Source organism: Bacillus sp. 007/AIA-02/001 (assembly GCF_004634455.1).
Classification (GTDB): Bacteria; Bacillota; Bacilli; order Bacillales; family Bacillaceae_G; genus Bacillus_A; species Bacillus_A cereus.
The window spans coordinates 32,472-55,306 of sequence record NZ_SEIY01000001.1; the positions used below are offsets into that span (position 1 = coordinate 32,472).

A 22,835-nucleotide genomic window follows, 5' to 3' on the forward strand; every position below is an offset into this window, starting at 1 on the left:
TTACTTCTGTAATGATTTATAATATTGACCTTTTTCAACGTATTGCGTGCGAATACGCTCCATATCTTTACGGTCTTCTTCTGTTAATTCACGAATGACTTTCGCGGGACGACCGAAAGCTAACGTGTTCGGCGGAATTTTCTTTCCTTGTGAAACGAGGCTTCCAGCGCCGATAAAAGCTCCTTCGCCAATTTCAGCACCATCTAATATAATAGATCCCATTCCAATTAAAGCATCTTTCTTAATATGGCAACTATGTAAAATGACTTGATGCCCAATTGTTACGTCGTTTTCTAAAATAAGAGGATACTGCGGGCTTTGGTGAAGTGTACATTGGTCTTGTACATTTACTCGGTCTCCAATGATTGTCGGTGACACATCACCACGGATGACTGTATTAAACCAAATACTTGATTCCTCGCCAACGGAAACATCGCCTGTAATCGTAACATAGTCAGCGATAAAAGCACTACTCGCAATTTTCGGTTTTTTTTCTTTGTAAGGATATATCATGTAAAGTCTTCCTTTCCTAGAGACTAGTTTTAGTGTATCAAATTATGAGAAAGAGTGAAATGGAGGAGAGCCGTATGTGGAATTATGAAGCGGAGGAAGCAAAGGCGGTCATTGTTATTGTGCACGGCGCAATGGAATATCACGGACGTTACGAAGCCGTTGCGGAAATGTGGAATCATATCGGCTACCACGTCGTGATGGGGGATCTTCCGTCACATGGAACGACTTCAAGAAATAGAGGACATATTGATTCATTTGATGAATACATAGAGGAAGTTAAATTATGGGTGAAAGAAGCAAGAAAGTATAGGTTACCTATTTTTCTATTCGGTCATAGTATGGGTGGTCTTATTGTCATTCGTATGATGCAAGAAACGAAGAGAGAAGATGTAGAGGGTATTATTTTGAGTTCGCCTTGTTTAGGGGTAGTGACTGGACCCTCTGCTCCGCTTCAATTTGCTTCAAGAATATTAAATGTTGTGGCTCCAAAATTGCAATTTGCAACGAATCTTACGGTGGAAATGTCAACACGTAACCATGAAGTGAGAGATGCAATGGAGAATGATTCTTTGTTCTTGCGCAAAGTATCAGTACGTTGGTATAGTGAATTGATTAAGTCTATCGAAATTGCTCATAAAAAAATAGATGATTTTCCAGATGTTCCGCTCTTGCTAATGCAAGCTTGTGAGGATAAACTTGTAGATAAAACACGTGTCCGCACTTGGTTTGATAATGTTAAAATAAGTGATAAGGCTTTTAAAGAATGGCCGAATTGTTATCACGAGCTATTAAATGAGTATGAGCGTGATGAAATTTTGAGTTATATTCAGTCATTTACTGAAATGCATGTCAATAATATAGTAAAAACAAACAAATAAATAAATCATTATTTGTACATTTAATAGAGGAGATGAAGGAAGAAGTGAACGTACCGAGTAATCCCATAACGCTCATGGCGAAAGTATACCGTGATGTGTTTCCGGTTGTACACCATGAGCTAGCGATGTGGAAAGAGCGTGCCTACCATATTCCGAATGATGAGCTTCATAGTCAGGCAATCGCAAGTATTGAGCATAAAACGTTTCATTGTGAGGGCGGTGGCATTTTAGCTCTGCTAGCAAATGAATACCGAGAAGAATGTATTCGTTTTATCGTAGCGTATCAAACGATCAGCGACTATTTAGATAATTTATGTGATCGCAGTACATCACTTGATCCAAATGATTTTGCCGCACTGCATGAATCGATGTTAATGGCATTATCACCTGAAGTAGAAGGTGGCGGTAATTATTATCGTTATCGTGATGATCAAGATGATGGTGGTTATTTAGATGAACTTGTTGAAACATGCCAAGATGTTTTAAAGAAAACGAAGCACTATGACAAAATTGCTCCTGTTCTTCATGAACTTGCTTGTTATTATTGTGATTTGCAAATTCATAAACACGTGAAATTAGAAGAAAGAGAGCCGCGACTGAAAAATTGGTTTGAAGCACATAAAGAAAACTTACCAGAGATGAGTTGGTTTGAATTTTCAGCATGTGCCGGTTCTACACTTGGAATTTTCTGTCTTGTCGCATATGCCTTTCATGATGAATTACATGATGAAGATATTGCGAAAATTAGACAAGGATACTTCCCTTACGTACAAGGACTTCATATTTTGCTTGATTATTTCATTGATCAAGAAGAAGACCGTATAGGCGGAGATTTGAATTTCTGTAGTTATTACGAAAACGAGCAAGCGATATTAGATCGGATGAAACACTTTGTAGAAGAAGCAGAGAAGAGCATTGGTGATTTGCCTCATGCGAAGTTTCATCGTCTCATAAGCCGAGGGTTACTTGGTATTTATTTATCAGATCAAAAAGTATCAGCACAAAAGAATATGCACAAAATGGCACGGCGCATTGTAAAGTACGGAGGCCTCACTTCACGATTCTTCTATTGGAACGGGAAGATGTACCGAAAGAAAACAGCGCAGTGATGAAGAAAACCACTCATGTAGAGTGGTTTTCTTTTCATTATGATTGTATTTTTGAAAATACATATATAAGAAGTTCAATCGCAAAAATCACTAATACAGATAATCCAAATAAAGGCATGACAGCGCCCAGTATAACCATCATGATAAAGAAAACGAATATACTGTTCTTATCTCTTTGTTTTGGAGGTGCTGCTAATTTTCCTTTCGGCTTTCTTGCTAACCACATTTTTACTCCGTAATAAATAAGAAGTAGTAGAGATAATGTTGTTAGTAAGCATAATATTTTATTTGGCCATCCAAATAAATGTCCTTCATGAAGCGGGATGCCGTAAGTGAACCATTGTGCAAGTAATCCATAATCACGATAGTCCGTTTTGGAAATAAGCTTTCCGCTATATTGATCAAAGTAAGCTGTTATCTCTTCATTTGGTGCAACATGCATACCTGTAATACCAGAACCGCTCGATTTCGAAACAGTGAATACACCTTTCGGATCAGCTGGTAGTGAGATAACGTATGGCTTCTTTATTTCAATTCCTTTTTGTAATTCATCGACAGAAATAGCTTTCGGTTCATTTGAATCCGATTCAGGAGGAGCTTCTTTTCTTGTTGCCCATGGCAATTCTTTTACCTTTGATTCAGGCGGCGCCATATACAATTTCGGATATCCGAGCGATTCATTCGACGACGCAATTTTATAAATTTGGTTACCCATAAATCCTGACCATGGCAATCCAGATGCGACTAGCAGAACGAGTGGAATTGTAAATATAATACCGATAATAGAATGACGTCGTTTTGCTTTTTCTCGCTTATTGGATACTGGTGTGTTTTTGAACTGTCGTATACTCATATACAAACCAGTTACAATTAAAAAGATTGTCCAGCACGCCGCAAGTTCTACAGTATAGTTGATGACAGTGCCACCAACTAAAAGAGAACTATGTAATTCCCGCATTATATTGGCAAACGTTTCACTTGCGTTTTGATCTCCGACAATTTGATTATTGCTATCTAAATATACATACTTTTGTTGCCCTGTATATTCATTTGTAATCGTAAGTCTTGTATTATAATCCCCATTAAACTCACTAATTTTCGCCACACTATAATGTGGATATTTTTTCTCGGTTAAGGAAATAGAATCAGACATCGAAATAGACTCTGTTTGGGCGCTCTTCCCAAAATATAAATCTTTATAGATGAAATCTTCAACTTCCTCCCGAAATAAATACCCAATTCCGCTCAGTGACAAAGTAATAAGAAGCGGCGTAATAAAAAGCCCAGCATAAAAATGCCAACGCCAAAAAATGTAATGAAGCGAACGATTTACTTTCATACTCTTAGTTCCCCTAACCTTCCCTATATGAATAACTACTTATTTAATATAGCGAGATTAAGTGTGATTACTTTGAAAGAATTGTGAAGAAAGTTAAAAGTTTGTGGGATTTTTATTAAACATAAAACACATTTTAGAAGGAGTGTTTTCTATGTTTATGAAGATCTCTTTATATTTGATAAGTACATCCTAACAACCGCTTTCGCAAGACATTGAGAGGAATCAACAAAATCCTCACTCGCCACCACATTCAAATCGGTACATGCGATAATTACCGTATCAACTTCCTCTCTCAATTGTAAAACGAGCGCATTCCACAATTCGCGAGCTTCTTCAATCTCTCCAGATTTAATGCAAGTAATAATTTGATTAATGCTTTCCTGCCATTTTTCATGATGAATGTATTCTATATTACGCTTTGTAATCCCATCTTGGTAAATCCTAGATTGAACAGTTGCTTCTGTTGCGAGAAGAGCGACTCTTTTTATATTTTCAGGAATTGCTTGTAACGTTTCATCGACTATATTTAAAATCGGGATAGAAAGAGAACGCTGTAATTCTTCAAAATAAAGATGCGCCGTATTGCACGGCATAGCGATAAAGCTTGCGCCAGTACTTTCAAGTTTTTGTGCTCCTTCAATAATCGCTTTTTTCATCGCTTCGTGATCAATAGGGCGATCCATGTAAAACGGTGTTGGGCATGAATAAATCATCATATGAGGAAAGTCCATATCATGCTTTGCTCCGTATATTGTTTGACACCCTGCTACAACTGTATCGACGAATGGTCCAGTTGATTTTGGCCCCATTCCTGCTAGTATTCCGATCATTGTGTCGTCTCCTTTAAGAATGTTTATATCCATTATATAGGAGAATAACAAAAAGACGTGCAATGAGTGCACGTCTTTTTTTGTTATGTTTTGTCGAATCGTCGATATATCCGAGAAATCGTTGATATATTGTAAGTTATGATAGATATATCGAAAAAATCGTTTATATATCCCGAGTTACGATAGATATAATTGAAAAATCGTTGATATATTACCCCGCATTAACGGCCAGTAAAACTCCCACCTTAAAATTCGCCTGGAGCAAAGATGTTAGGTGGGAGATAAACTGCCCATAAATGCCCGATTGGTTCAACTAATAATCAGTGGGGATTCCCCCCACTGATTAAAGTTTCACTTTATCGTTTCTCAATCGCCACAATAAATGGCGGATTATTTTGCTGGTTAATGAAGCCATATCGCAGTACGTGAGCTTGTTTTTGGTCTAGCTCTTCTGCAAATTTGAGAACAGCGTCGCGTTCTACTTGTCCTTCTGGGTGTCCGTGGTAAATGACGAGGACGATGATACCTTCAGGTGCCATTACTTCTAGTAATTGTTCAATTGCCGAAATTGTTGAGTTCGGTTTTGTAACGATATGCTTGTCACCGCCAGGAAGGTAACCTAAGTTGAAGATAGCGCCTGTTACTTTTCCTTTTGCGTCTTCTGGTAGTACGGATAGAAGTGTATCGTGACTATCGTGAACTAAAACAGTACGTTCAAAAAGTTCTTTTTCTTTTAGACGAGTTGTTGAGCTTTCAATCGCTTCTTTTTGAATATCAAATCCAAATACTTTTCCGCTATCCCCAACAATTTCAGCTAGGAAGCAAGTGTCATGACCATTTCCAAGTGTTGCATCTACAGCGTAGTCGCCTTCTTTAACAGCCGTTTGCAGCAGTGTGCGAGCAAACGGTAATACACGTTCTAATTTCATTGTTGTTTCTCCTCATTTGCATATTTTCCTTGCCAGCTTCCGCGGCGTACAAATTCTGCATCGATGGAATTTAATACTTCCCATTTATTTAAGCTCCACATTGGACCAATCATTAAATCAGGTGGGCCGTCACCTGTGATACGGTGCACAATTACGTCTTCTGGAATAATTTCAAGTTGGTCAACAACAAGACTTACGTAATCCTCAAGAGAAAGGAATTCGAGTTGTCCTTTTTCATATTGCTTCACCATTGGCGTTCCTTTTAATAAGTGAAGTAAGTGGATTTTAATTCCTTGTACATCAAGTTTCGCTACTTCACGAGCTGTTTCCATCATCATGTCGTAATCTTCAAGTGGAAGACCATTAATAATATGAGAGCAAACTCTAATGCCGTACTTACGTAATTTATTTACGCCTTCCACGTAAGACGGATAATCGTGAGCGCGATTAATAAGGTTTGCAGTGCGTTCATGAACGGTTTGTAGTCCAAGTTCAATCCAAAGATACGTACGTTTATTTAAGTCCGCTAAATATTCAACGACATCGTCTGGTAAACAATCTGGACGAGTTGCGATAGAAAGACCGACAACATCTTTTTCTGCTAGAAGCGGTTCGAATTTTTCTTTTAACACTTCAAGTGGTGCGTGTGTATTTGTGTACGCTTGGAAATAAGCGATACATTTTCCATCTTTCCACTTTGAGCGCATTTTTTCTTTCATTTCATGATATTGTGTTATAACATCATCGCGGCGATCACCAGCGAAGTCGCCAGATCCGGCAGCGCTGCAAAATGTACAACCACCGTAAGCAACTGTACCATCACGGTTCGGACAATCGAAGCCAGCATCTAATGAAACTTTAAAGATTTTTTCACCAAATTCATTTCGTAAATGGTAATTCCATGTATGATAACGTTTATTGTCGTTTGTATATGGAAAAGGGTTTTGAACCTTCATTATTTTCCCTCCTAAGCCGAGTCAAAATGAAACAAAATCCATTATAACATACTCATAAGGTAGAGATGGAAGGGACACACTAAAGGGGAATTGAAGCAAGGAGGGACAATTATGGCAGAGCGTCAATCACTTGAATCGTATATTACACAAGCGGAACAAGCGGTGGAATATGCAAAAGAACAATTAGAACAAGGCATGAGACAAGAGCATTACAATACGATGGAGTATTCAGATGCACAGTTACAATTAGAACAAGCGTATAACGATTTACAAACGATGCAACAACATGCGAATGATGAGCAACGTGAGCAATTAAATAGAGCACGTATGGCAATTCGCCAATTGCAACATCAAATGATTATTACACCGCACTAATAAGGAGTGAATGTAATGGCGAAACGTTCAGATCAAAATAACCCAGAGCAAAAAACACAAAATGGACATAACGCTGAGTTTTCGAATGAACTTGATCCCATTGTTCAAGTAAAACAGCGTAATAGTAAAAAAGGACAACCTCAAAAATCAAAACAATCAGAGTAAACCAGGTCGCAATATGACCTGGTTTTATTTTGTTATATGACAATAATGTAAGATTCCTGTAAGGTTTGCCGATAGTTGTAAGCTTACTTTTCCAGTAGAGTAAGGGAGGATTAAATTTTGGACAAGGAGCTGCTTTATGGGGAACAATATTACAAACAAACGAATTGATGAGTTAGATTACATTCGTGGCTTCGCATTACTGGGGATTATTTTAGTAAATATTCTAGCGCTACTTAATATTAAAACTCCAGATCCTAATACAGTAGATGCTAGCTATCAAAGATTTTTATACTTATTTGTAGAAGGTCGTTTCTTCTCAATCTTCTCATTCTTATTTGGAGTGGGATTCTATATCTTTATTTCAAGAGCGATTGCGAAAGGGAAGAATGGCTATGTTTTATTTTTACGTCGCTTAGTAGCATTATTTATTTTTGGTTTAATTCATCAAATGTTTCAGCCTGGAGAAGCACTAGCGTTATACGCAATTTGTGGGTTAATCGTTTTGCCGTTTTATAAAGCGAAAAAAGAAGTGAACCTAGCACTAGGACTTATTTTGACAATTGCCTTCAGTGTAATGGGAGTTAAAGAACTATTACCACTTGGCTTAATTTTATTAGGACTTGCTGCAGGACAATATCGTGTATTTGAAAATCTTTCAAAAAACATAAAGCAAGTCGCTATTTTTACAGGCATTATGTTTGTTTTAAGTGTGGCAGCTGTATGGTATCAATATGGACACGTGCCTGCTGGCCCATTTGTAAATATGATATTGATGAATGAAGATGGAACAATGGATGCTGCAAGCCAGTTTCTAAAAATTGGTATTACTGTTGGACCAATTATTTCAGCTTTCTATGTAGGAGCATTAATTTTATTACTTCAGTTAAAACCAGTTCAAACATTATTAGCACCATTGAAATACTACGGTCGTATGGCTTTAACAAATTATATCGGACAAACGGCAATGATTTTAATTGCTGGTAGTGTATTTAACTTTGCAGGTAACTTAACATACATGCAGACGCTATATGTATGTATCGCAATTTATGCAATTCAAATTGTGTTTAGTGTAATTTGGATGAAAATCTTTAAAATGGGTCCATTAGAATGGGTTTGGCGTGTTATTACGTACTGGACGGTAACACCTTTAAAGAAATAAAGTGAAACTTTAATCAGTGGGCTGTTCCTTTCGCGGAACAGCCTATTTTTATTGTCATCTTTTGTCGATAAGTCGATATATTTTGGTAATCGCTGATAAAAGTGTAAGAATCGCCGATATATTTGAAAAATCGCTGATAAAAGTGTAAGAACCGCTGATATATTTTAACAATCGCCGATGTAATTTCATTTACCGATTTACTATGTCGAAATGTGAACTAGTATGAAAAGCCAACCTTACACGCATCCATTTTCTATCTTACAAAAGTGTAAGGTAATTGTAATGTTAACAAATAGCAGTTCACTTCTAAAAAGCGCAAAATAGGTAATGGAAAAACAAGCGTAGGAGGATATATATGACGAAACCAGTTGTAGACGTGAAAAACGTTCAAAAAGTGTACGGTAAAAAAGGTGAGAACCAATCACACGCGTTAAAGGGTGTTTCATTCTCAATTCAAGAGGGTGAGTTTGTTGGAATTATGGGACCATCTGGTTCCGGTAAAACGACATTATTAAATGTAATTTCAACGTTAGATAAGGCAACGGGCGGCGTTGTTGAAATTGCGGGAACGGATATTACAAAAATGAAGCAAGGTGAGCTTTCAGATTTCCGTTCGCAAAAATTAGGATTTATCTTCCAAGATTTTAACTTATTAGAGAACTTATCTATTTATGAAAACATTGCACTTCCACTTTCTCTTCAAGGTGTCGCATCACGTAATATTGGACCGAAAGTAGAAAAAGTAGCGGATATGTTAGGGATTACAGAAATACTTCAAAAGTATCCATCTGAAGTATCTGGTGGACAGAAACAACGTTCAGCAGCAGCGCGTGCTTTAGTGCATGAGCCGGCAATTATTTTAGGGGACGAGCCAACAGGAGCGCTTGATTCTAAAAATGCAACGAGTTTACTTGATGCGATGACAAACTTAAATAAAGATCAAGGCGTATCGATTATGATGGTTACGCATGATCCATATAGTGCAAGTTACTGTCAGCGTATTTTATTCATTCAAGATGGTGAGCTATATAAAGAAATTCATCGCGGTGGTACGCGTGAAGAGTTCTACAAAGAAATTTTAGATGTACTTGCAGATTTAGGTACACAAAAGGCGTAAGAAAGGAGGTTCCAGTATGTTATTTAAACTTTCCATGTCGGGGCTGAAAAGTAAGCTGAAAGATTATATCGTCTTACTTGTCGGTCTTGTCATGTCGATTTCAATTTTTTACATGTTCCAAACGTTAGCACTGAATAAAGCATTTTTAGAATCTAATTCAGTGATTAAATCTATTGGATTCGTATTCCAAGCAGGATCATTTTTATTAGCAATTATAACGTTCTTCTACATTTTATATGCAAACTCTTTCTTATTATCTCTTCGTCAAAAAGAGTTCGGTATGTATATGATGTTAGGTGCGAAAAAACATAAAGTTACATTACTTATGTTTATTGAAACAATCGTATTAGGTGCTGCGTCTCTTGCAATCGGGATTGCAGTTGGAGTAGGACTTGCAGAAGGTATTGGACAGTTATTAATGAAACAGCTTGAATTTGCTGGTGAAGGGTATAAAGCATTTTATCTACCATCTATGACTGTTACTTGCATCTTCTTCTTTGCACTATTTGTATTATCAGCAATTATGAACAGTATTAAATTGTCACGTATTTCTGTATTGCAACTAGTACATGCAGATGCACAAACAGAGCGTGTTGCAGTAAAAGGTAAAAAGACAGTTGTAGTGGCATTCCTTGCTGTTATTTTATTAGGTATAGGTTATGCATCTATGATCTATATGGAAAAACTAAAAGAGATGGGAATCCTTATTGCATTAATTACAACGACAGCTGGTACTTACATGCTATTTGGCTCACTTCTTCCAGTCATTATTAAAAAGTTAAAAAGTAATAAAAAGCGTAGTGAAAAAGGACTTAATGCTTTTACATTTGCACAATTAAACTTCCGAATTAATAGTTTAACAAAAGTACTTGCAACAGTGGCAATGTTAGTGGCACTTGGAGCTGGTGCAATTTCAGGTGGTATGGCATTTAAAAATAACGTTATAAAAATGGTAGATGGTTTAGTAATATATGATTCAGTAGTTCATAATCCAACAGCTGAAGAAAAGAAAATTTTAGATGGTATTACATTTAAAGAGAAAAGCGAATATCGTTACAAAGTTGATGATAAATACGTTTACTATGTAAAAGAAGATTTAGAGAAAAATCGTCCTTTCGTAAAAGATATGGCAAAGATGAAGTCTATGAAGGATTTAGTAAATACGAAAAAAGTTTCAGAGGAACTACCGGTAGGTGCAGTTTCTAGAGAGATGAATCAAAAAGATGCGAATACTAAAGAACTTTCAGCGGAATGGACAGATGCTTTTAGTACAATCCATCCATATTATTTATACAATGATCATGCAATTAAAATTGTAGATCAAAAAATGTATGATGGGATAAATGGTAAAGAAGGTATAGCATTTATCGGAAAAACAGATGATTTTTTAACATATAAAAAAGAATGGAAAAAACTTGACGAGTTGCAGCTAGATAAATATAAAAATGTAAAAGCTGAACAAATGGATAGTAAATATCAAGCTTATAGTGGGTTCTATGGCATTGCGAGTGGAACAGTATTTATGGGATTCTTCCTTGGAATTGCGTTCTTAGCAATGATGGCAAGCTGTCTTATGTTTAAAATTCTTTCTGGTGCATCAAAAGATATTACGCGTTATCAAATGCTTCGTAAAATCGGTGTGCGCCGTGAGTTATTAACGAAATCGATTTATAAAGAGCTATTCTTAGTATTCTTATTCCCAGCAATTGTGGGTATCGCTCACGTATTAGTTGGTATGAATATTTTCGGATTTATTTTAATCGATCCGTACTTTCGTATTTGGATACCAATCGTAATTTTCGTAGTTATTTATGCGATTTATTACTTCATTACAGTTCAATTGTATAAAGGAATTGTTCTTCCGAAAGAAGATTAATAATAAAAACCGAGCAAAAACGCTCGGTTTTTATTATTTTCAGAAAAAACACTTTAATGTTACTGAAATGTATAATATAATGTAAGTAAGTAACGTAATATAAAAGTAGAAGTAGCTGTATAAGGAAAGGAGGAATCCAATCTGTAGAAAGAAGCTGAACTTTTATCCCCACATTTTTTTACCGCAACGTATTTATACAATCGTAAGTTTCCACATTGAAAGTTTTCAGAACCACCTGAGTATATTGTGAAAATAATGGATAACACATGGAAATCTCATAGCATGATAAGGTAAAATGGACAACATAATGAGAAAATTACCGTTCATAAGATGAGGAGAATACATGTATGGAAGTTGTAGAGGCATTAAAAGATATAAGCCAAATTGAGGCTATGAAAAAATATTTAAAAGAGCACTCCCAGCGAGATTATCTTTTATTTGTTATTGGAATTAACACAGGATTAAAAATTACAGAACTACTTAGCATGAAATTTGAAGATGTATTAAATGAAGACGGGACTGTTAAAGAGTTTTATGCTCTTCCTGTGAAAGATGAAAAATTTAAACAAGATATTTATTTAAATACAAAAGTAAAAGAAGCGCTTTTAGATTACGTACAATCTATTGGCGTTAAAAGAGAAAATTACGTATTCCAATCTAATAAAACGCCAAATTCAATTACGCGCCAACAAGCGTATCGTGTAATTCATAATGCTGCAGAAGCAGTTGGAGTTGTTGGTAAAATCGGAACGAATTCAATGCGAAAAACGTTCGGATTTCATGCGTACAAAAGAGGGATAGCGATTGCACTATTGCAAAAACATTTTCATCACGCGACTCCATCAGAGACACTAAAGTATTTAGGTATCTCAAAGGATGAGAGCTTTAAAACGGAGATTGATGTCGATTTATAAAAGCCGTAACTAAAAAATTAGGAGGCGGAAAATATGAATATTAGAGAGAGTGAACTGCCGGGTATTGGATGTAAGTTTGAAGTGATTACAAAAGGTAATGAAAAGATGGTTATCGTTATTCATGATGATGGCCGAAGAGAAATGTACCATTTTGATGCTGATCATGAAGAGAGTATTTCAAGCGTCTCTCTTCGTGATTCTGAAGCGAGACAAATTGCAGCTATATTGGGCGGAATGGTATATAGGCCACAAGCTTTAGATACGATTGAAATGGCTTTTGAGGGATTATCAATTGAGTGGTTTAAGGTGGAAAATAATGCACCAGTTGTACAAAAAACAATTGGTAGTTTACATGTTCGAAACACATATAACGTAACGATTATTGCCATTTTGAAAAAGAATATGAAGAAGTTCTTTAATCCAGGCCCAGATTCTATCATTGAAGCTGGCGATATGCTCGTATTATCAGGTGAAAGACATGAAGTGAAAAGAATTATTAATGAGTTGCTTTCAGTAGGAGGGGATTCATAATCGATGGATACTTTAATCTTTGAAGTTGGAACTGCGTTAGTATTAGTCGCTTTTGCAGCTATTCTCGCTGCAAAGTTAAAGTTCTCGATTATTCCGTTTCTTATTATACTCGGTATGCTAGTGGGGCCTCATGCCCCAGATTTAGGGCTTATCGATTTAAGATTTATTGAAAGTGGAGAAGTTATTTCTTTCCTCGGCCGTGTTGGCGTCATATTCCTCCTATTTTACTTAGGTTTAGAATTCTCAATTAAAAAATTAATTAAATCAGGAAAATCAATTGCTTTTGGGGGAACTGTTCATATATCGCTTAATTTTATATTAGGTTTACTTTACGGATATATAATGGGTTTCCCCTTATTAGAAACATTAATTATTGCTGGGATCATAACAATTTCATCGAGTGCAATTGTTGCGAAAGTAATTGTTGATTTAAGAAGATCTGGTAATAAAGAGACGGAGCTAATTTTAGGAATCATTATGTTTGATGATATCTTTTTAGCGGTATATTTATCAGTCGTTTCAGGATTAGTACTTGGAGGGGCAACATCATTTGTAGGTGCTCTTACATCTATTTTAATCGCAGTAGGTTATATGCTACTATTCTTTGTAGTTGCTAGAAAAGCTACACGGTTTTTAAATAAAATGTTAGATATTTCGTCCAATGAAATTTTTATTATTGTAATATTCGCTATTTTGTTCTTTGTAGCAGGATTTTCAGAAACGATTCATGTTGCAGAGGCAATTGGAGCATTATTACTAGGACTCGTTTTTTCTGAAACAGAGCATAGTGATCGAATTGAACAGCTTGTCGTTCCGTTTCGTGATTTCTTTGGAGCTATATTCTTTTTCAGCTTCGGTTTAAGTATAGACCCATTTTCACTTGGCGGAGCAGTGTGGTTGGCATTAGGAGCAGTTTTCATTACTCTTATCGGTAATTTTACTGCTGGAATGGTTGCGGGGCGTAAAGCTGGGTTATCGCATAAGGCTTCTACGAATATCGGTTTAACACTTGTATCACGCGGAGAATTTTCTATTATCGTCGCGAATATTGGAATTGCGGGTGGCTTAATGGCAGCGATTAAACCGTTCTCAGCTTTGTATGTTTTAATATTAGCATCGTTAGGACCTTTGTTAACGAAAGAATCTGGGAGAATATACTCGCTACTAGATAAGGTGTTTAAATGGAGTGCTAAAGAACGTGTGAAGCGAGAAAAGGAAGTTGGATAGTACAAATAAGGGTAGACTGCATGAAAATTTCATGCAGTCTACCCTTTTATATATTGTTACTGTTGTCGTTTTTTGTCGGTAAGTCGATATATTTTAATAATCGCGGATATATTTGTAGTTGCGCCGATATATTCTGATAATCGCTGATATAATCCAAGAAGCAACCAATATAAATTCATTTACCGACGAACTATTATCTGAATTTCATCAACTATTAATCAGTTGCCTTCCTATTTAAAAACGACTACAATTTTACTGTTATATATATGAACGAAAAAAATAGAATAGGAGGGGAAGCTATGCCAAGGAAAGTATGGCTATTAGTAGCTGGGATGATTATTAATGTCACGGGTGCTTCTTTTTTATGGCCTTTTAATACAATTTATTTACATGATCACTTGGGAAAATCTTTATCTGTGGCCGGAATGGTATTAATGATCAACTCGCTTACTGGTGTAATCGGAAACTTGCTCGGCGGTGTTTTATTTGATAAATGGGGCGGTTATAAATCAACTTTAGTAGGGATTGTGATTACACTTGTATCAATTTTAGGTCTTGTGTTCTTCCACGGTTGGCCGTTATATGTTGTATGGCTAGCGTTAATCGGCTTCGGTTCTGGAATGGTCTTCCCATCGATGTATGCGATGGTTGGTACGGTTTGGCCAGAAGGCGGAAGACGGGCATTTAATGCGATGTACGTTGGACAAAATGTTGGTATTGCGATCGGAACAGCATGTGGTGGATTAGTTGCATCGTATCGTTTTGATTATATTTTCTTAGCGAACTTTATTTTATACTTTGTTTTCTTCTTAATTGCTTTTATTGGATTCCGTGGTATGGAAGACAAGAAGGAGCCAGGAGTACAAAAAGAAGTGGAAATGAAAAAAGGTTGGTCACTTACACCTGGATTTAAAGCACTTCTTATCGTGTGTGTAGCATATGCTTTATGCTGGGTTACATACGTACAGTGGCAAGGAGCGATTGCAACACATATGCAAGAATTGAATATTAGCCTTCGTCACTATAGTTTATTATGGACGATAAACGGAGCAATGATTGTTTGTGCACAGCCACTTGTTAGTATGCTAATTCGCTGGATGAAGCGTTCTTTAAAACAGCAAATTATGATTGGAATCTTCATTTTTGCAGCTTCATTCATTGTGTTAAGTCAAGCGCAACAATTTACGATGTTCCTCGTTGCGATGGTAACATTAACAATAGGTGAGTTATTTGTATGGCCTGCGGTTCCAACGATTGCAAATATACTTGCACCAAAAGATAAATTAGGGTTTTATCAAGGGGTTGTAAATAGTGCGGCGACTGTAGGGAAAATGTTCGGGCCGGTCGTTGGCGGAGCAATTGTGGATTTATACAATATGGAAGTATTGTTTATAGCAATCATGGTAATGCTTGTAGTAGCGCTTATAGCAACGAGCATTTATGATAAACGAGTAAAAGTAGAAGAAACAGTTGAAGAAAAAATTGCAGTTTAGTTTGACGGAACATGTAACATGTTTTAGAATATATTTAAATAAAACAACCTTTAGAACAAGGGAGATAGCTCGGCTGTCTTAAGATGAATTCGTTAGTTATTAAGAGTAACGATTAACCGAGAAGTCCTCGCTTTAAGTAAGCTCTTAAGAGATACTAGGTGAAGGATAGTTCACGTAACTTATATGTGTAATAACAGTGAGAAGGAGTAGTAGTAATAGAAGCTGGTTTAGAGAGTTGACGGTCGGTGCAAGTCAATCCACGTTTCGTTATGAACTCGCCTTTGAGTTGCAGTTGTGAAACTAATAGTAGCAATTGCCGTTAATCCACGTTACGGATCTAAGCGAATGTATATTTGTACATTAATTTAGGGTGGTACCGCGGGAATCTATAACCTCTCGTCCCTTTTTAGGGATGAGAGGTTTTTTGTATTTTGGGCGGTGAAAATAAATAGAATTTCAAGGAGGGTATCTCATGAGCTTTAATCATCAAGAAATTGAGAAGAAGTGGCAAGGGTACTGGGAAGAGAATAAAACATTCCGTACGCCAGATGAGACAGAAAAACCAAAATTTTATGCACTAGATATGTTCCCATATCCATCAGGTGCAGGCTTACACGTAGGACATCCAGAAGGTTATACAGCGACAGATATTTTATCTCGTATGAAGCGTATGCAAGGATATAACGTTCTTCATCCAATGGGATGGGATGCATTTGGTCTTCCAGCAGAGCAATATGCACTTGATACTGGAAACAGCCCAGCTGAATTTACAGAGCATAATATTAATACGTTCCGTAACCAAATTAAATCATTAGGTTTCTCTTACGATTGGGACCGTGAAGTAAATACAACAGATCCAAACTACTATAAGTGGACGCAATGGATCTTCCTAAAACTATTTGAAAAAGGCTTAGCTTACGTTGATGAAGTACCTGTAAACTGGTGCCCAGCACTTGGTACAGTACTTGCAAACGAAGAAATCATTGACGGTAAGAGTGAGCGTGGTGGACATCCAGTTGAGCGTCGTCCGATGAGACAGTGGATGTTAAAAATTACAGCTTACGGAGATCGTCTATTAGAAGATCTAGATGAGCTTGATTGGCCTGAAAGCTTAAAAGATATGCAACGTAACTGGATCGGTCGTTCTGAAGGTGCAGAAGTACACTTCAACATCGATGGTACAGACGAGAAATTCACAGTTTTCACAACGCGCCCTGATACATTATTTGGTGCAACATACTGTGTACTAGCTCCAGAACATGCACTTGTTGCAGAAATTACAACAGCAGAACAAAAAGAAGCGGTAGAAGCTTACATTAACGCTGTAAAAATGAAGAGTGATCTAGAGCGTACAGAACTTGCGAAAGAAAAAACTGGTGTATTCACTGGTGCTTACGCAGTTAACCCAGTAAACGGTGAGAAATTACCAATCTGGATTGCTGACTATGTTCTTGCAACTTACGGAACAGGTGCTGTAATGGCAGTTCCAGCTCACGATGAGCGTGACTATGAATTCGCATCAGTATTTAATCTTCCAATGAAGGAAGTTGTAAAAGGCGGAGATATTACGAAAGAAGTGTACACAGGTGATGGTGCACACGTAAACTCAGCATTCCTTGATGGTTTAAATAAAGAAGAAGCAATCGCAAAAATGATTGAATGGCTTGAAGTAACGAGCGCAGGAAATCAAAAAGTAACGTACCGTCTACGTGACTGGTTATTCAGCCGTCAACGTTACTGGGGTGAGCCAATTCCAGTAATTCACTGGGAAGATGGTACAATGACAGCTGTGAAAGAAGAGGAATTACCATTAGTTCTTCCGAAAACAGAAAACATCCGTCCTTCAGGTACAGGTGAATCACCACTTGCTAACATTGACGAGTGGGTAAATGTTGTTGATCCTGAGACTGGTAAAAAAGGTCGTCGTGAAACAAATACAATGCCGCAATGGGCTGGTAGCTGTTGGTATTACCTACGTTACATCGATCCAAACAATAGCGAAGCACTTGTAGATCCTGAAAAAGTAAAACAATGGCTTCCAGTTGATATTTATATCGGTGGTGCAGAGCACGCTGTACTTCACTTACTATATGCTCGTTTCTGGCATAAAGTATTATACGATATCGGTGTAGTTCCAACGAAAGAACCGTTCCAACAATTATTCAACCAAGGTATGATTCTAGGTGAAAACAACGAGAAAATGAGTAAATCAAAAGGTAACGTTGTAAACCCTGATGATATCGTAGCAAGCCACGGTGCAGATACACTTCGTCTATACGAAATGTTCATGGGACCATTAGATGCTTCAATCGCTTGGTCTGAAAATGGTCTTGACGGAGCTCGTCGTTTCCTAGACCGCGTATGGCGTCTATTCGTTCAAGATAACGGTGAATTAAGTGAGAAAATTACTGACGCACCAAATAAAGAGCTTGAAAAAGCTTACCATCAAACAGTGAAGAAAGTAACAGAAGACTATGCAGAGCTTCGCTTCAACACAGCGATTTCTCAAATGATGGTATTCATCAACGATGCATACAAAGCTGAAACACTTCCAAGAGAATATGTAGAAGGTTTCGTAAAAATGATTGCACCAGTTGCACCTCATATCGGGGAAGAGCTATGGAGCAAACTTGGATACAATGAAACAATCACATATGCAAGCTGGCCAACATTTGATGAGTCTAAACTTGTAGAAGATGAAGTTGAAATCGTTGTTCAAGTTATGGGTAAAGTTCGCGCAAAACTAACAATGAGTAAAGACGCATCAAAAGAAGAAATGGAACAACTTGCACTTGAAGCAATTCAAGACCAAATTGAAGGGAAAACAGTTCGTAAAGTAATTGTTGTTCCTGGAAAACTTGTTAACGTTGTTGCAAACTAAATCATTTGAAAAAGCTCAGAGCGTTTATGTTCTGAGCTTTTTTGTATAGAAAATAATCTCAGGGTCACCTTCATCTAAGTTTTCAACTATTCCGCTACGTATAAAACCATTCGAGTTAAATACTTTCTGCATACTTTCATTCGATTCGTTCGTTGAAGAAAATATTTTTTGAGTAGGAGAATGACTTAACATATATGAGATTAACGAGCTTGCATAGCCTTGCCTTCTTTTAGTTGGTGAAACAATGATTAATGAGAGGAAAGTACAACCAAAGAAATTTGTATCGTATGTTAGAAAGCCAGAGATAGAATTTTCTTCTGTTACAATGATGCATCTGCCTTCACGGATAGTGTGCTTAATATAATTTCGTCTACTATCGTTTCCAATTACGTCAATATCTATATGGACGATTGAATCTAAATCATTGATAGAAGCCTTTGTTACATTCTTCAATATAAATACCTCCTAGAAAAAATATTCAGTTAATTAATTTTATCATGAATGAAGAAAAAGAAGCGGAATTCTAGTGCAGACAAACACCTATTCTTCTATAGGAAATATGATAAAAAAGGTAGGCTAAATTGAGTAGAAGAGGTGAAAGGAATGAAAGGGATGGACAATAATGCACCACATGGTTTCTTCGGGAGTGGATCGGATAGTTATGAACAAATGATGTTAATGGGAGGAGGACAACAAGGATACGGTGGAATTCCGAGCTGGATGGGCGGAACACCTGGAGGGTTTTCTACATCAGTAGCGGGTGTACAAACTGGAATTCCAACATTAACAGGAGGATTTCCATCATCGGTAGCCGGAGTGCAAACTGGAATCCCAACATTTGTTGGCGGAGCAGCGGGAGGAGTACCAGTAGGCGTACCAACTGCATTTCCATCTTTCGTTGGAGGAGTACAGACAGGATTTCCTGTACCGGGAGTAGGTGTTGTAGCAGGAGGAGTAGGTGGATATCCGCAAGTAGTTCACGGCTACCATGGTCATCATCACCACCATCAAGGTCAACATGGCCATCATGGACATCACCACCATCAAGGTCAACACGGCCATCATGGACATCACCACCATCAAGGTCAACACGGCCATCATGGTCATCACCACCATCAAGGTCAACACGGCCATCATGGTCATCACCATCATCAAGGTCAACATGGTCATCAGGGGCAACAAGTACATCACCACGGTCACCACCACATTCATCCGCAAGCTGTTCTTTATCAAACTCACCAAGGCCAACATGGTCACCATGGACATCACCACCAAGGCCAACATCATGGACACCAAGGTCACCACCATCACCAAGGTCATCAAGGCCAACACGGTCATCATGGGCACCAAGGCCAACATCATGGACACCAAGGTCAACAGCACCAACAGCACCAACAATATCAGCAATATCAACAACAACAACAATCCTCTCCTTGGACAGGTGGAATTGGAGCAGGAGGAGCAGGGGCAGCAGCAGGAGCAGCTAGTATTAGTGGAGCAGCAGGACACGCAGGGCACGTGGGTCATTAATGATTGGCAGAAAAAAAGCCATAATAAAAAACTGCTAGGAAATCCTAGCAGTTTTTTTCAGCTTCTTGACGCTGACGTTCAATTTCAGCACGAAGTTGTGGTTCCGGTGCTTGCCAGCCTTCTGGCTTTAGAATCTTACCGTCGCCTTCACGGAATCGAGGCTTCCCATCAGGGAATAGTTTTGCCATGTTGGCGTTGTTTACAATTTCGAATCCTTTATCTGGACGTACGCCCATTTCTGCAAACGTTCCGAATGCAAAGTAAATAAGGTCAATCAGTGCATCGTATTGATCTTCAACAGTCGTTGCCTCTAGAAATTCTTCTAGTTCTTCCTGCATAAAACTTGCACGGATTTTTGCACGCTCTTCTGTTAATTTTGTTGGAGTATTTGTCACAGGATGTCCGAATACTTCATGCATTTTCGCAACAAGTTCGTATCCTTTATCTAAACCTTTTTCGTTTGTCATGTTGTTTCATCCTTTCTTACGTTATGCCGAAGTTTATTGTAACATAAGGTGATTATGAAATGAAAAGAACATCTTATCGAAATAAGATGTTCGCTCGTTATTCTTCTTTTTTTATTAAAAGCGATGAAATAAGATCGATGCCAAAAATACCGACGAGTAACATTGGTATAACGACAAGTAAGTAACGTGTGAAGGAAACATTTTTTAAGTATGTATGAGCAAATAAAAAGACGCCGAGAAATAAAATACCATTTAAAATAGGCTTTACTAATTTTTTAGACATAAGCTCCCCCATAAATATCTTCTCTCTCTATTTGATAATAAAAAACTCCTCTCTCCGTTGTATCATGCTGGAGAGAGGAGTTCAATCATTTCTCATTCAATAACACCAGAATTTGTAATATTTACGGTGTATTTTATATGAACCGGAACATCTTTATACATTTGTCTCCATTCTTCTAATTTGAATGGGCGATAATGTTGTTTATACTTTGCACCTAGCCCGAGAGGATCGACGCCTAAAGATTTAAATTGCTTAATTAACTTAGCAGCTTGTTTATCTAATTGTTTTTGTACATCTTTTTCAATGTTTTTTGTGTTCTTGTTATTTTCTAAGTTAATTTGTTTTGATAGTTCTTGAATACGTGCATCAAGACGAACGTGAATGAAAAAAGAAGGCTTTCCGTTTTTAATTTTTATATCGTAAGTTGGAACAGAACGAATATTATTAATCATTACGTACGCAGAATCTGTTTTAAATTCATGTGAATCTAATTTATGTTTCTCTAATAGTCCTTTAAATATGAACATATCTTTTTCCGCAATTTTACCGATATATTTATCCTTTTTAAAAAGGCCAATTCCGGTAATTTTTATTTTATCACCATGCTTCTTTAGAATGGGAATATAGTAGTCTTTTCCTTCTTGATAATAGCGAAATGCTCCTATATGTAGATTATCCGCTGGTAAAGGTCCGGTCTCCATGTTATGTTCTAGCAATTTTTTTATATAAATTGCAACGTTGTATGAAGTCGAATATTTGCCTTTTAAAAGTTCAGTACCATTCCCATCTAATAAAGCAGCATATAAAGCGTTCCCTATATTCACATCTCGGAGTAATGTATCGAATGAAGTAGACATTCCTGTTTTGGCAAGTCTTATCGTATATAGAGCGACACGCATTTGTCCACTAGCAAAAGGTTGAGAAGACTCTAAAGATGTGTCTGCTTTTACTTGTTTTACCGCATTTGCACTGCCTTCAAAAACTTGAACTTTATTTCCTTTTTTTTGAATGGGACAAACGAATGTCACTTTTACTTTATTATCTTTTGCAACGTCAAATACGGATCCTTGAATAAGTTGTACATCGTCGATAATATTTTTTTGTAAACATCCAATTAGACTGAAGAATGTTATACAAGAAATAAGTATTAATTTGCTTGTGCTTTTGATTTTTTCCATTTTCTTTTCACCCACACAATAATAAATAGGATTGGGATGTATACATAAATGAGCCAAAAACTAACCTTTGATACATTACTAATAAAGTTATTAATATCGTGTCTGTTTGTTAAAAGTTGTGAAACAATGAGAGTGATAAAGATAAAAGCAATTAAAACACCCCTTTGTTTTACACGGAATATTTCATGAGTTGCTCTCATTGACGCCCATAAAGGGAGGATAAAACTTGAAATAATAACGAGTGCATAGCCTGAAATTGCAATATATTCGAGTCTTTCTATAAATGGTAATTGAATAACTTGGGTCATAGAAAGTTGGGCCCATATCGTTTTTAACAATTGTTTTTCACTAAAAAATGCAAAGGCTAAAAGGGTGCTAAATAAATATAGAAGATTTGAAAATAGTGCTCCAAACTGAGCGTATTTATGAGATTGCATAGGCTTTTTCACAAATGGATACACCATGAGGTAAATCTCAAAACCGGTCATACTGTAGATTGACAGTTGAGCGGATTTTAAAATGTCTGAAAAAGAATGTGTGAATATAGGTAGTAAATTATCCCAATGTGAATATTTCAAAACGAATAAGCTTAGAAATAAATATCCTAATGTACCACCAACAGAGATGACGCAAATACCGGTAATTACACGAAATCCAGAAGAGATAATGTAATAGCTAACTAAGCATAAAAAGAGTGTTAACATAAAGGTAGAAGCGGTAGGAAACATCCATACTTGAATAATTTCAACATATGTTCGGATGACTGAAATACTAACGATTAAAAAATAAGCCATAAAGATGATGCTAATGCCATTTCCTAGCCATTTTCCAAATGTTTGCCGATGTAAATCAACTAAATTCCCATTTGTTTCTTTTAATAAGACATACATCATCCATATAAGAATGTGGATTAAAATTCCTGTGATTATAACTCCCATCCATCCGTCGTATCCAGCGGCCTTTGCGATGATTCGAGCGAAGCCGAGAACGCCAGCACCGAACTGTGCACCGTGAATTAAGAAGAAAACAAAGATAGGAGATATTTGATATTTTTCTTGAACTTTACTCATCGAATGCACCTCATT

General features: G+C 37.0%; 23 protein-coding genes and 1 other annotated feature. Of the genes, 13 read left to right on the forward strand and 10 right to left on the reverse strand.

Features of this window, described 5'->3' with window-relative positions; translation table 11 throughout:
* Window positions 1-513: a gamma carbonic anhydrase gene (locus tag ES895_RS00210; RefSeq protein ID WP_000640186.1), complete on the reverse strand. Its 513-nt coding sequence runs from the start codon at window positions 511-513 to the stop codon at window positions 1-3.
* A 74-nt stretch (window positions 514-587) separates the two neighbouring features.
* On the opposite strand from ES895_RS00210, the gene ES895_RS00215 reads away from it, so the two are divergent.
* Both ES895_RS00215 and ES895_RS00220 read left to right on the forward strand, forming a co-directional pair.
* Complete coding sequence (locus ES895_RS00215) at window positions 588-1,391, forward strand: alpha/beta hydrolase (protein WP_000267424.1); 804 nt, start codon at window positions 588-590, stop codon at window positions 1,389-1,391.
* 44 nt (window positions 1,392-1,435) lie between these two features.
* Window positions 1,436-2,500, forward strand: a complete 1,065-nt coding sequence (locus tag ES895_RS00220) for a tetraprenyl-beta-curcumene synthase family protein (protein WP_065703002.1) — start codon at window positions 1,436-1,438, stop codon at window positions 2,498-2,500.
* A 37-nt stretch (window positions 2,501-2,537) separates the two neighbouring features.
* On the opposite strand, the gene ES895_RS00225 is transcribed toward ES895_RS00220, so the two are convergent.
* From ES895_RS00225 to mnmL, 4 genes are all read right to left on the reverse strand, one after another.
* Entirely contained in the window at window positions 2,538-3,839 is a 1,302-nt protein-coding gene (locus tag ES895_RS00225; RefSeq protein WP_061654613.1) for a PepSY-associated TM helix domain-containing protein, read from the reverse strand.
* A 155-nt stretch (window positions 3,840-3,994) separates the two neighbouring features.
* Window positions 3,995-4,669: an aspartate/glutamate racemase family protein gene (locus tag ES895_RS00235; protein WP_061654612.1), complete on the reverse strand. Its 675-nt coding sequence runs from the start codon at window positions 4,667-4,669 to the stop codon at window positions 3,995-3,997.
* A 356-nt stretch (window positions 4,670-5,025) separates the two neighbouring features.
* A complete protein-coding gene (gene mnmM / locus ES895_RS00250) occupies window positions 5,026-5,598 on the reverse strand; it encodes a tRNA 5-(aminomethyl)-2-thiouridylate-methyltransferase MnmM (RefSeq protein WP_000764497.1) in 573 nt (190 codons plus the stop codon).
* Window positions 5,595-6,554, reverse strand: a complete 960-nt coding sequence (gene mnmL, locus ES895_RS00255; protein WP_135238122.1) for a tRNA modification radical SAM protein MnmL/YtqA — start codon at window positions 6,552-6,554, stop codon at window positions 5,595-5,597. Before mnmL ends, mnmM begins: the two co-directional genes overlap by 4 nt.
* A 111-nt stretch (window positions 6,555-6,665) precedes the next feature.
* On the opposite strand from mnmL, the gene ES895_RS00260 reads away from it, so the two are divergent.
* The 10 genes from ES895_RS00260 to leuS all read left to right on the forward strand — a co-directional run bounded on the left by ES895_RS00260 (window position 6,666) and on the right by leuS (window position 18,292).
* On the forward strand, window positions 6,666-6,929 hold the full coding sequence (locus tag ES895_RS00260; protein ID WP_000840871.1) for a YtzC family protein: 264 nt from the start codon (window positions 6,666-6,668) through the stop codon (window positions 6,927-6,929).
* Window positions 6,930-6,944: 15 nt separating this feature from the next.
* Window positions 6,945-7,094: a hypothetical protein gene (locus ES895_RS00265; protein WP_001129340.1), complete on the forward strand. Its 150-nt coding sequence runs from the start codon at window positions 6,945-6,947 to the stop codon at window positions 7,092-7,094.
* A gap of 136 nt (window positions 7,095-7,230) precedes the next feature.
* Entirely contained in the window at window positions 7,231-8,253 is a 1,023-nt protein-coding gene (locus tag ES895_RS00270) for a DUF418 domain-containing protein (RefSeq protein WP_087967200.1), read from the forward strand.
* 355 nt (window positions 8,254-8,608) lie between these two features.
* Window positions 8,609-9,370, forward strand: a complete 762-nt coding sequence (locus tag ES895_RS00275; RefSeq protein ID WP_000165837.1) for an ABC transporter ATP-binding protein — start codon at window positions 8,609-8,611, stop codon at window positions 9,368-9,370.
* Between the two features lie 16 nt (window positions 9,371-9,386).
* Entirely contained in the window at window positions 9,387-11,246 is a 1,860-nt protein-coding gene (locus ES895_RS00280) for an FtsX-like permease family protein (protein ID WP_000897799.1), read from the forward strand.
* A gap of 347 nt (window positions 11,247-11,593) precedes the next feature.
* Window positions 11,594-12,160 carry a tyrosine-type recombinase/integrase gene (locus tag ES895_RS00290; protein ID WP_000454205.1) on the forward strand — a complete coding sequence of 189 codons (567 nt, stop codon included), beginning with the start codon at window positions 11,594-11,596 and terminating at the stop codon, window positions 12,158-12,160.
* A 33-nt stretch (window positions 12,161-12,193) separates the two neighbouring features.
* On the forward strand, window positions 12,194-12,691 hold the full coding sequence (locus ES895_RS00295) for a cation:proton antiporter regulatory subunit (RefSeq protein ID WP_001026053.1): 498 nt from the start codon (window positions 12,194-12,196) through the stop codon (window positions 12,689-12,691).
* 3 nt (window positions 12,692-12,694) lie between these two features.
* Window positions 12,695-13,918, forward strand: coding sequence for a cation:proton antiporter (locus tag ES895_RS00300; protein WP_000380174.1), 1,224 nt, complete (start codon window positions 12,695-12,697; stop codon window positions 13,916-13,918).
* A gap of 299 nt (window positions 13,919-14,217) precedes the next feature.
* A complete protein-coding gene (locus tag ES895_RS00305) occupies window positions 14,218-15,411 on the forward strand; it encodes an MDR family MFS transporter (RefSeq protein WP_001137554.1) in 1,194 nt (397 codons plus the stop codon).
* Window positions 15,412-15,598: 187 nt separating this feature from the next.
* Window positions 15,599-15,818, forward strand: a binding site (T-box leader).
* Between the two features lie 65 nt (window positions 15,819-15,883).
* Window positions 15,884-18,292, forward strand: a complete 2,409-nt coding sequence (gene leuS / locus ES895_RS00310) for a leucine--tRNA ligase (protein WP_000009466.1) — start codon at window positions 15,884-15,886, stop codon at window positions 18,290-18,292.
* Between the two features lie 24 nt (window positions 18,293-18,316).
* On the opposite strand, the gene ES895_RS00315 is transcribed toward leuS, so the two are convergent.
* Window positions 18,317-18,745 (reverse strand): GNAT family N-acetyltransferase, encoded by a 429-nt coding sequence (locus ES895_RS00315; RefSeq protein ID WP_000800325.1) that lies wholly within the window; start codon window positions 18,743-18,745, stop codon window positions 18,317-18,319.
* A 150-nt stretch (window positions 18,746-18,895) separates the two neighbouring features.
* Here ES895_RS00315 and ES895_RS00320 point away from each other — a divergent pair, with 150 nt between their 5' ends.
* On the forward strand, window positions 18,896-19,822 hold the full coding sequence (locus tag ES895_RS00320) for a hypothetical protein (RefSeq protein ID WP_097862831.1): 927 nt from the start codon (window positions 18,896-18,898) through the stop codon (window positions 19,820-19,822).
* A gap of 44 nt (window positions 19,823-19,866) precedes the next feature.
* Here ES895_RS00320 and ES895_RS00325 read toward each other — a convergent pair whose 3' ends face one another.
* The 4 genes from ES895_RS00325 to ES895_RS00340 all read right to left on the reverse strand — a co-directional run bounded on the left by ES895_RS00325 (window position 19,867) and on the right by ES895_RS00340 (window position 22,820).
* Complete coding sequence (locus ES895_RS00325) at window positions 19,867-20,289, reverse strand: pyrophosphohydrolase domain-containing protein (protein ID WP_000180554.1); 423 nt, start codon at window positions 20,287-20,289, stop codon at window positions 19,867-19,869.
* 97 nt (window positions 20,290-20,386) lie between these two features.
* Complete coding sequence (locus ES895_RS00330; RefSeq protein ID WP_000038781.1) at window positions 20,387-20,572, reverse strand: hypothetical protein; 186 nt, start codon at window positions 20,570-20,572, stop codon at window positions 20,387-20,389.
* A gap of 92 nt (window positions 20,573-20,664) precedes the next feature.
* Window positions 20,665-21,750 (reverse strand): spore germination protein GerHC, encoded by a 1,086-nt coding sequence (gene gerHC / locus ES895_RS00335; protein WP_000411387.1) that lies wholly within the window; start codon window positions 21,748-21,750, stop codon window positions 20,665-20,667.
* Complete coding sequence (locus ES895_RS00340; RefSeq protein ID WP_000049056.1) at window positions 21,720-22,820, reverse strand: spore germination protein; 1,101 nt, start codon at window positions 22,818-22,820, stop codon at window positions 21,720-21,722. Before ES895_RS00340 ends, gerHC begins: the two co-directional genes overlap by 31 nt.
* Window positions 22,821-22,835: the final 15 nt, after the last annotated feature.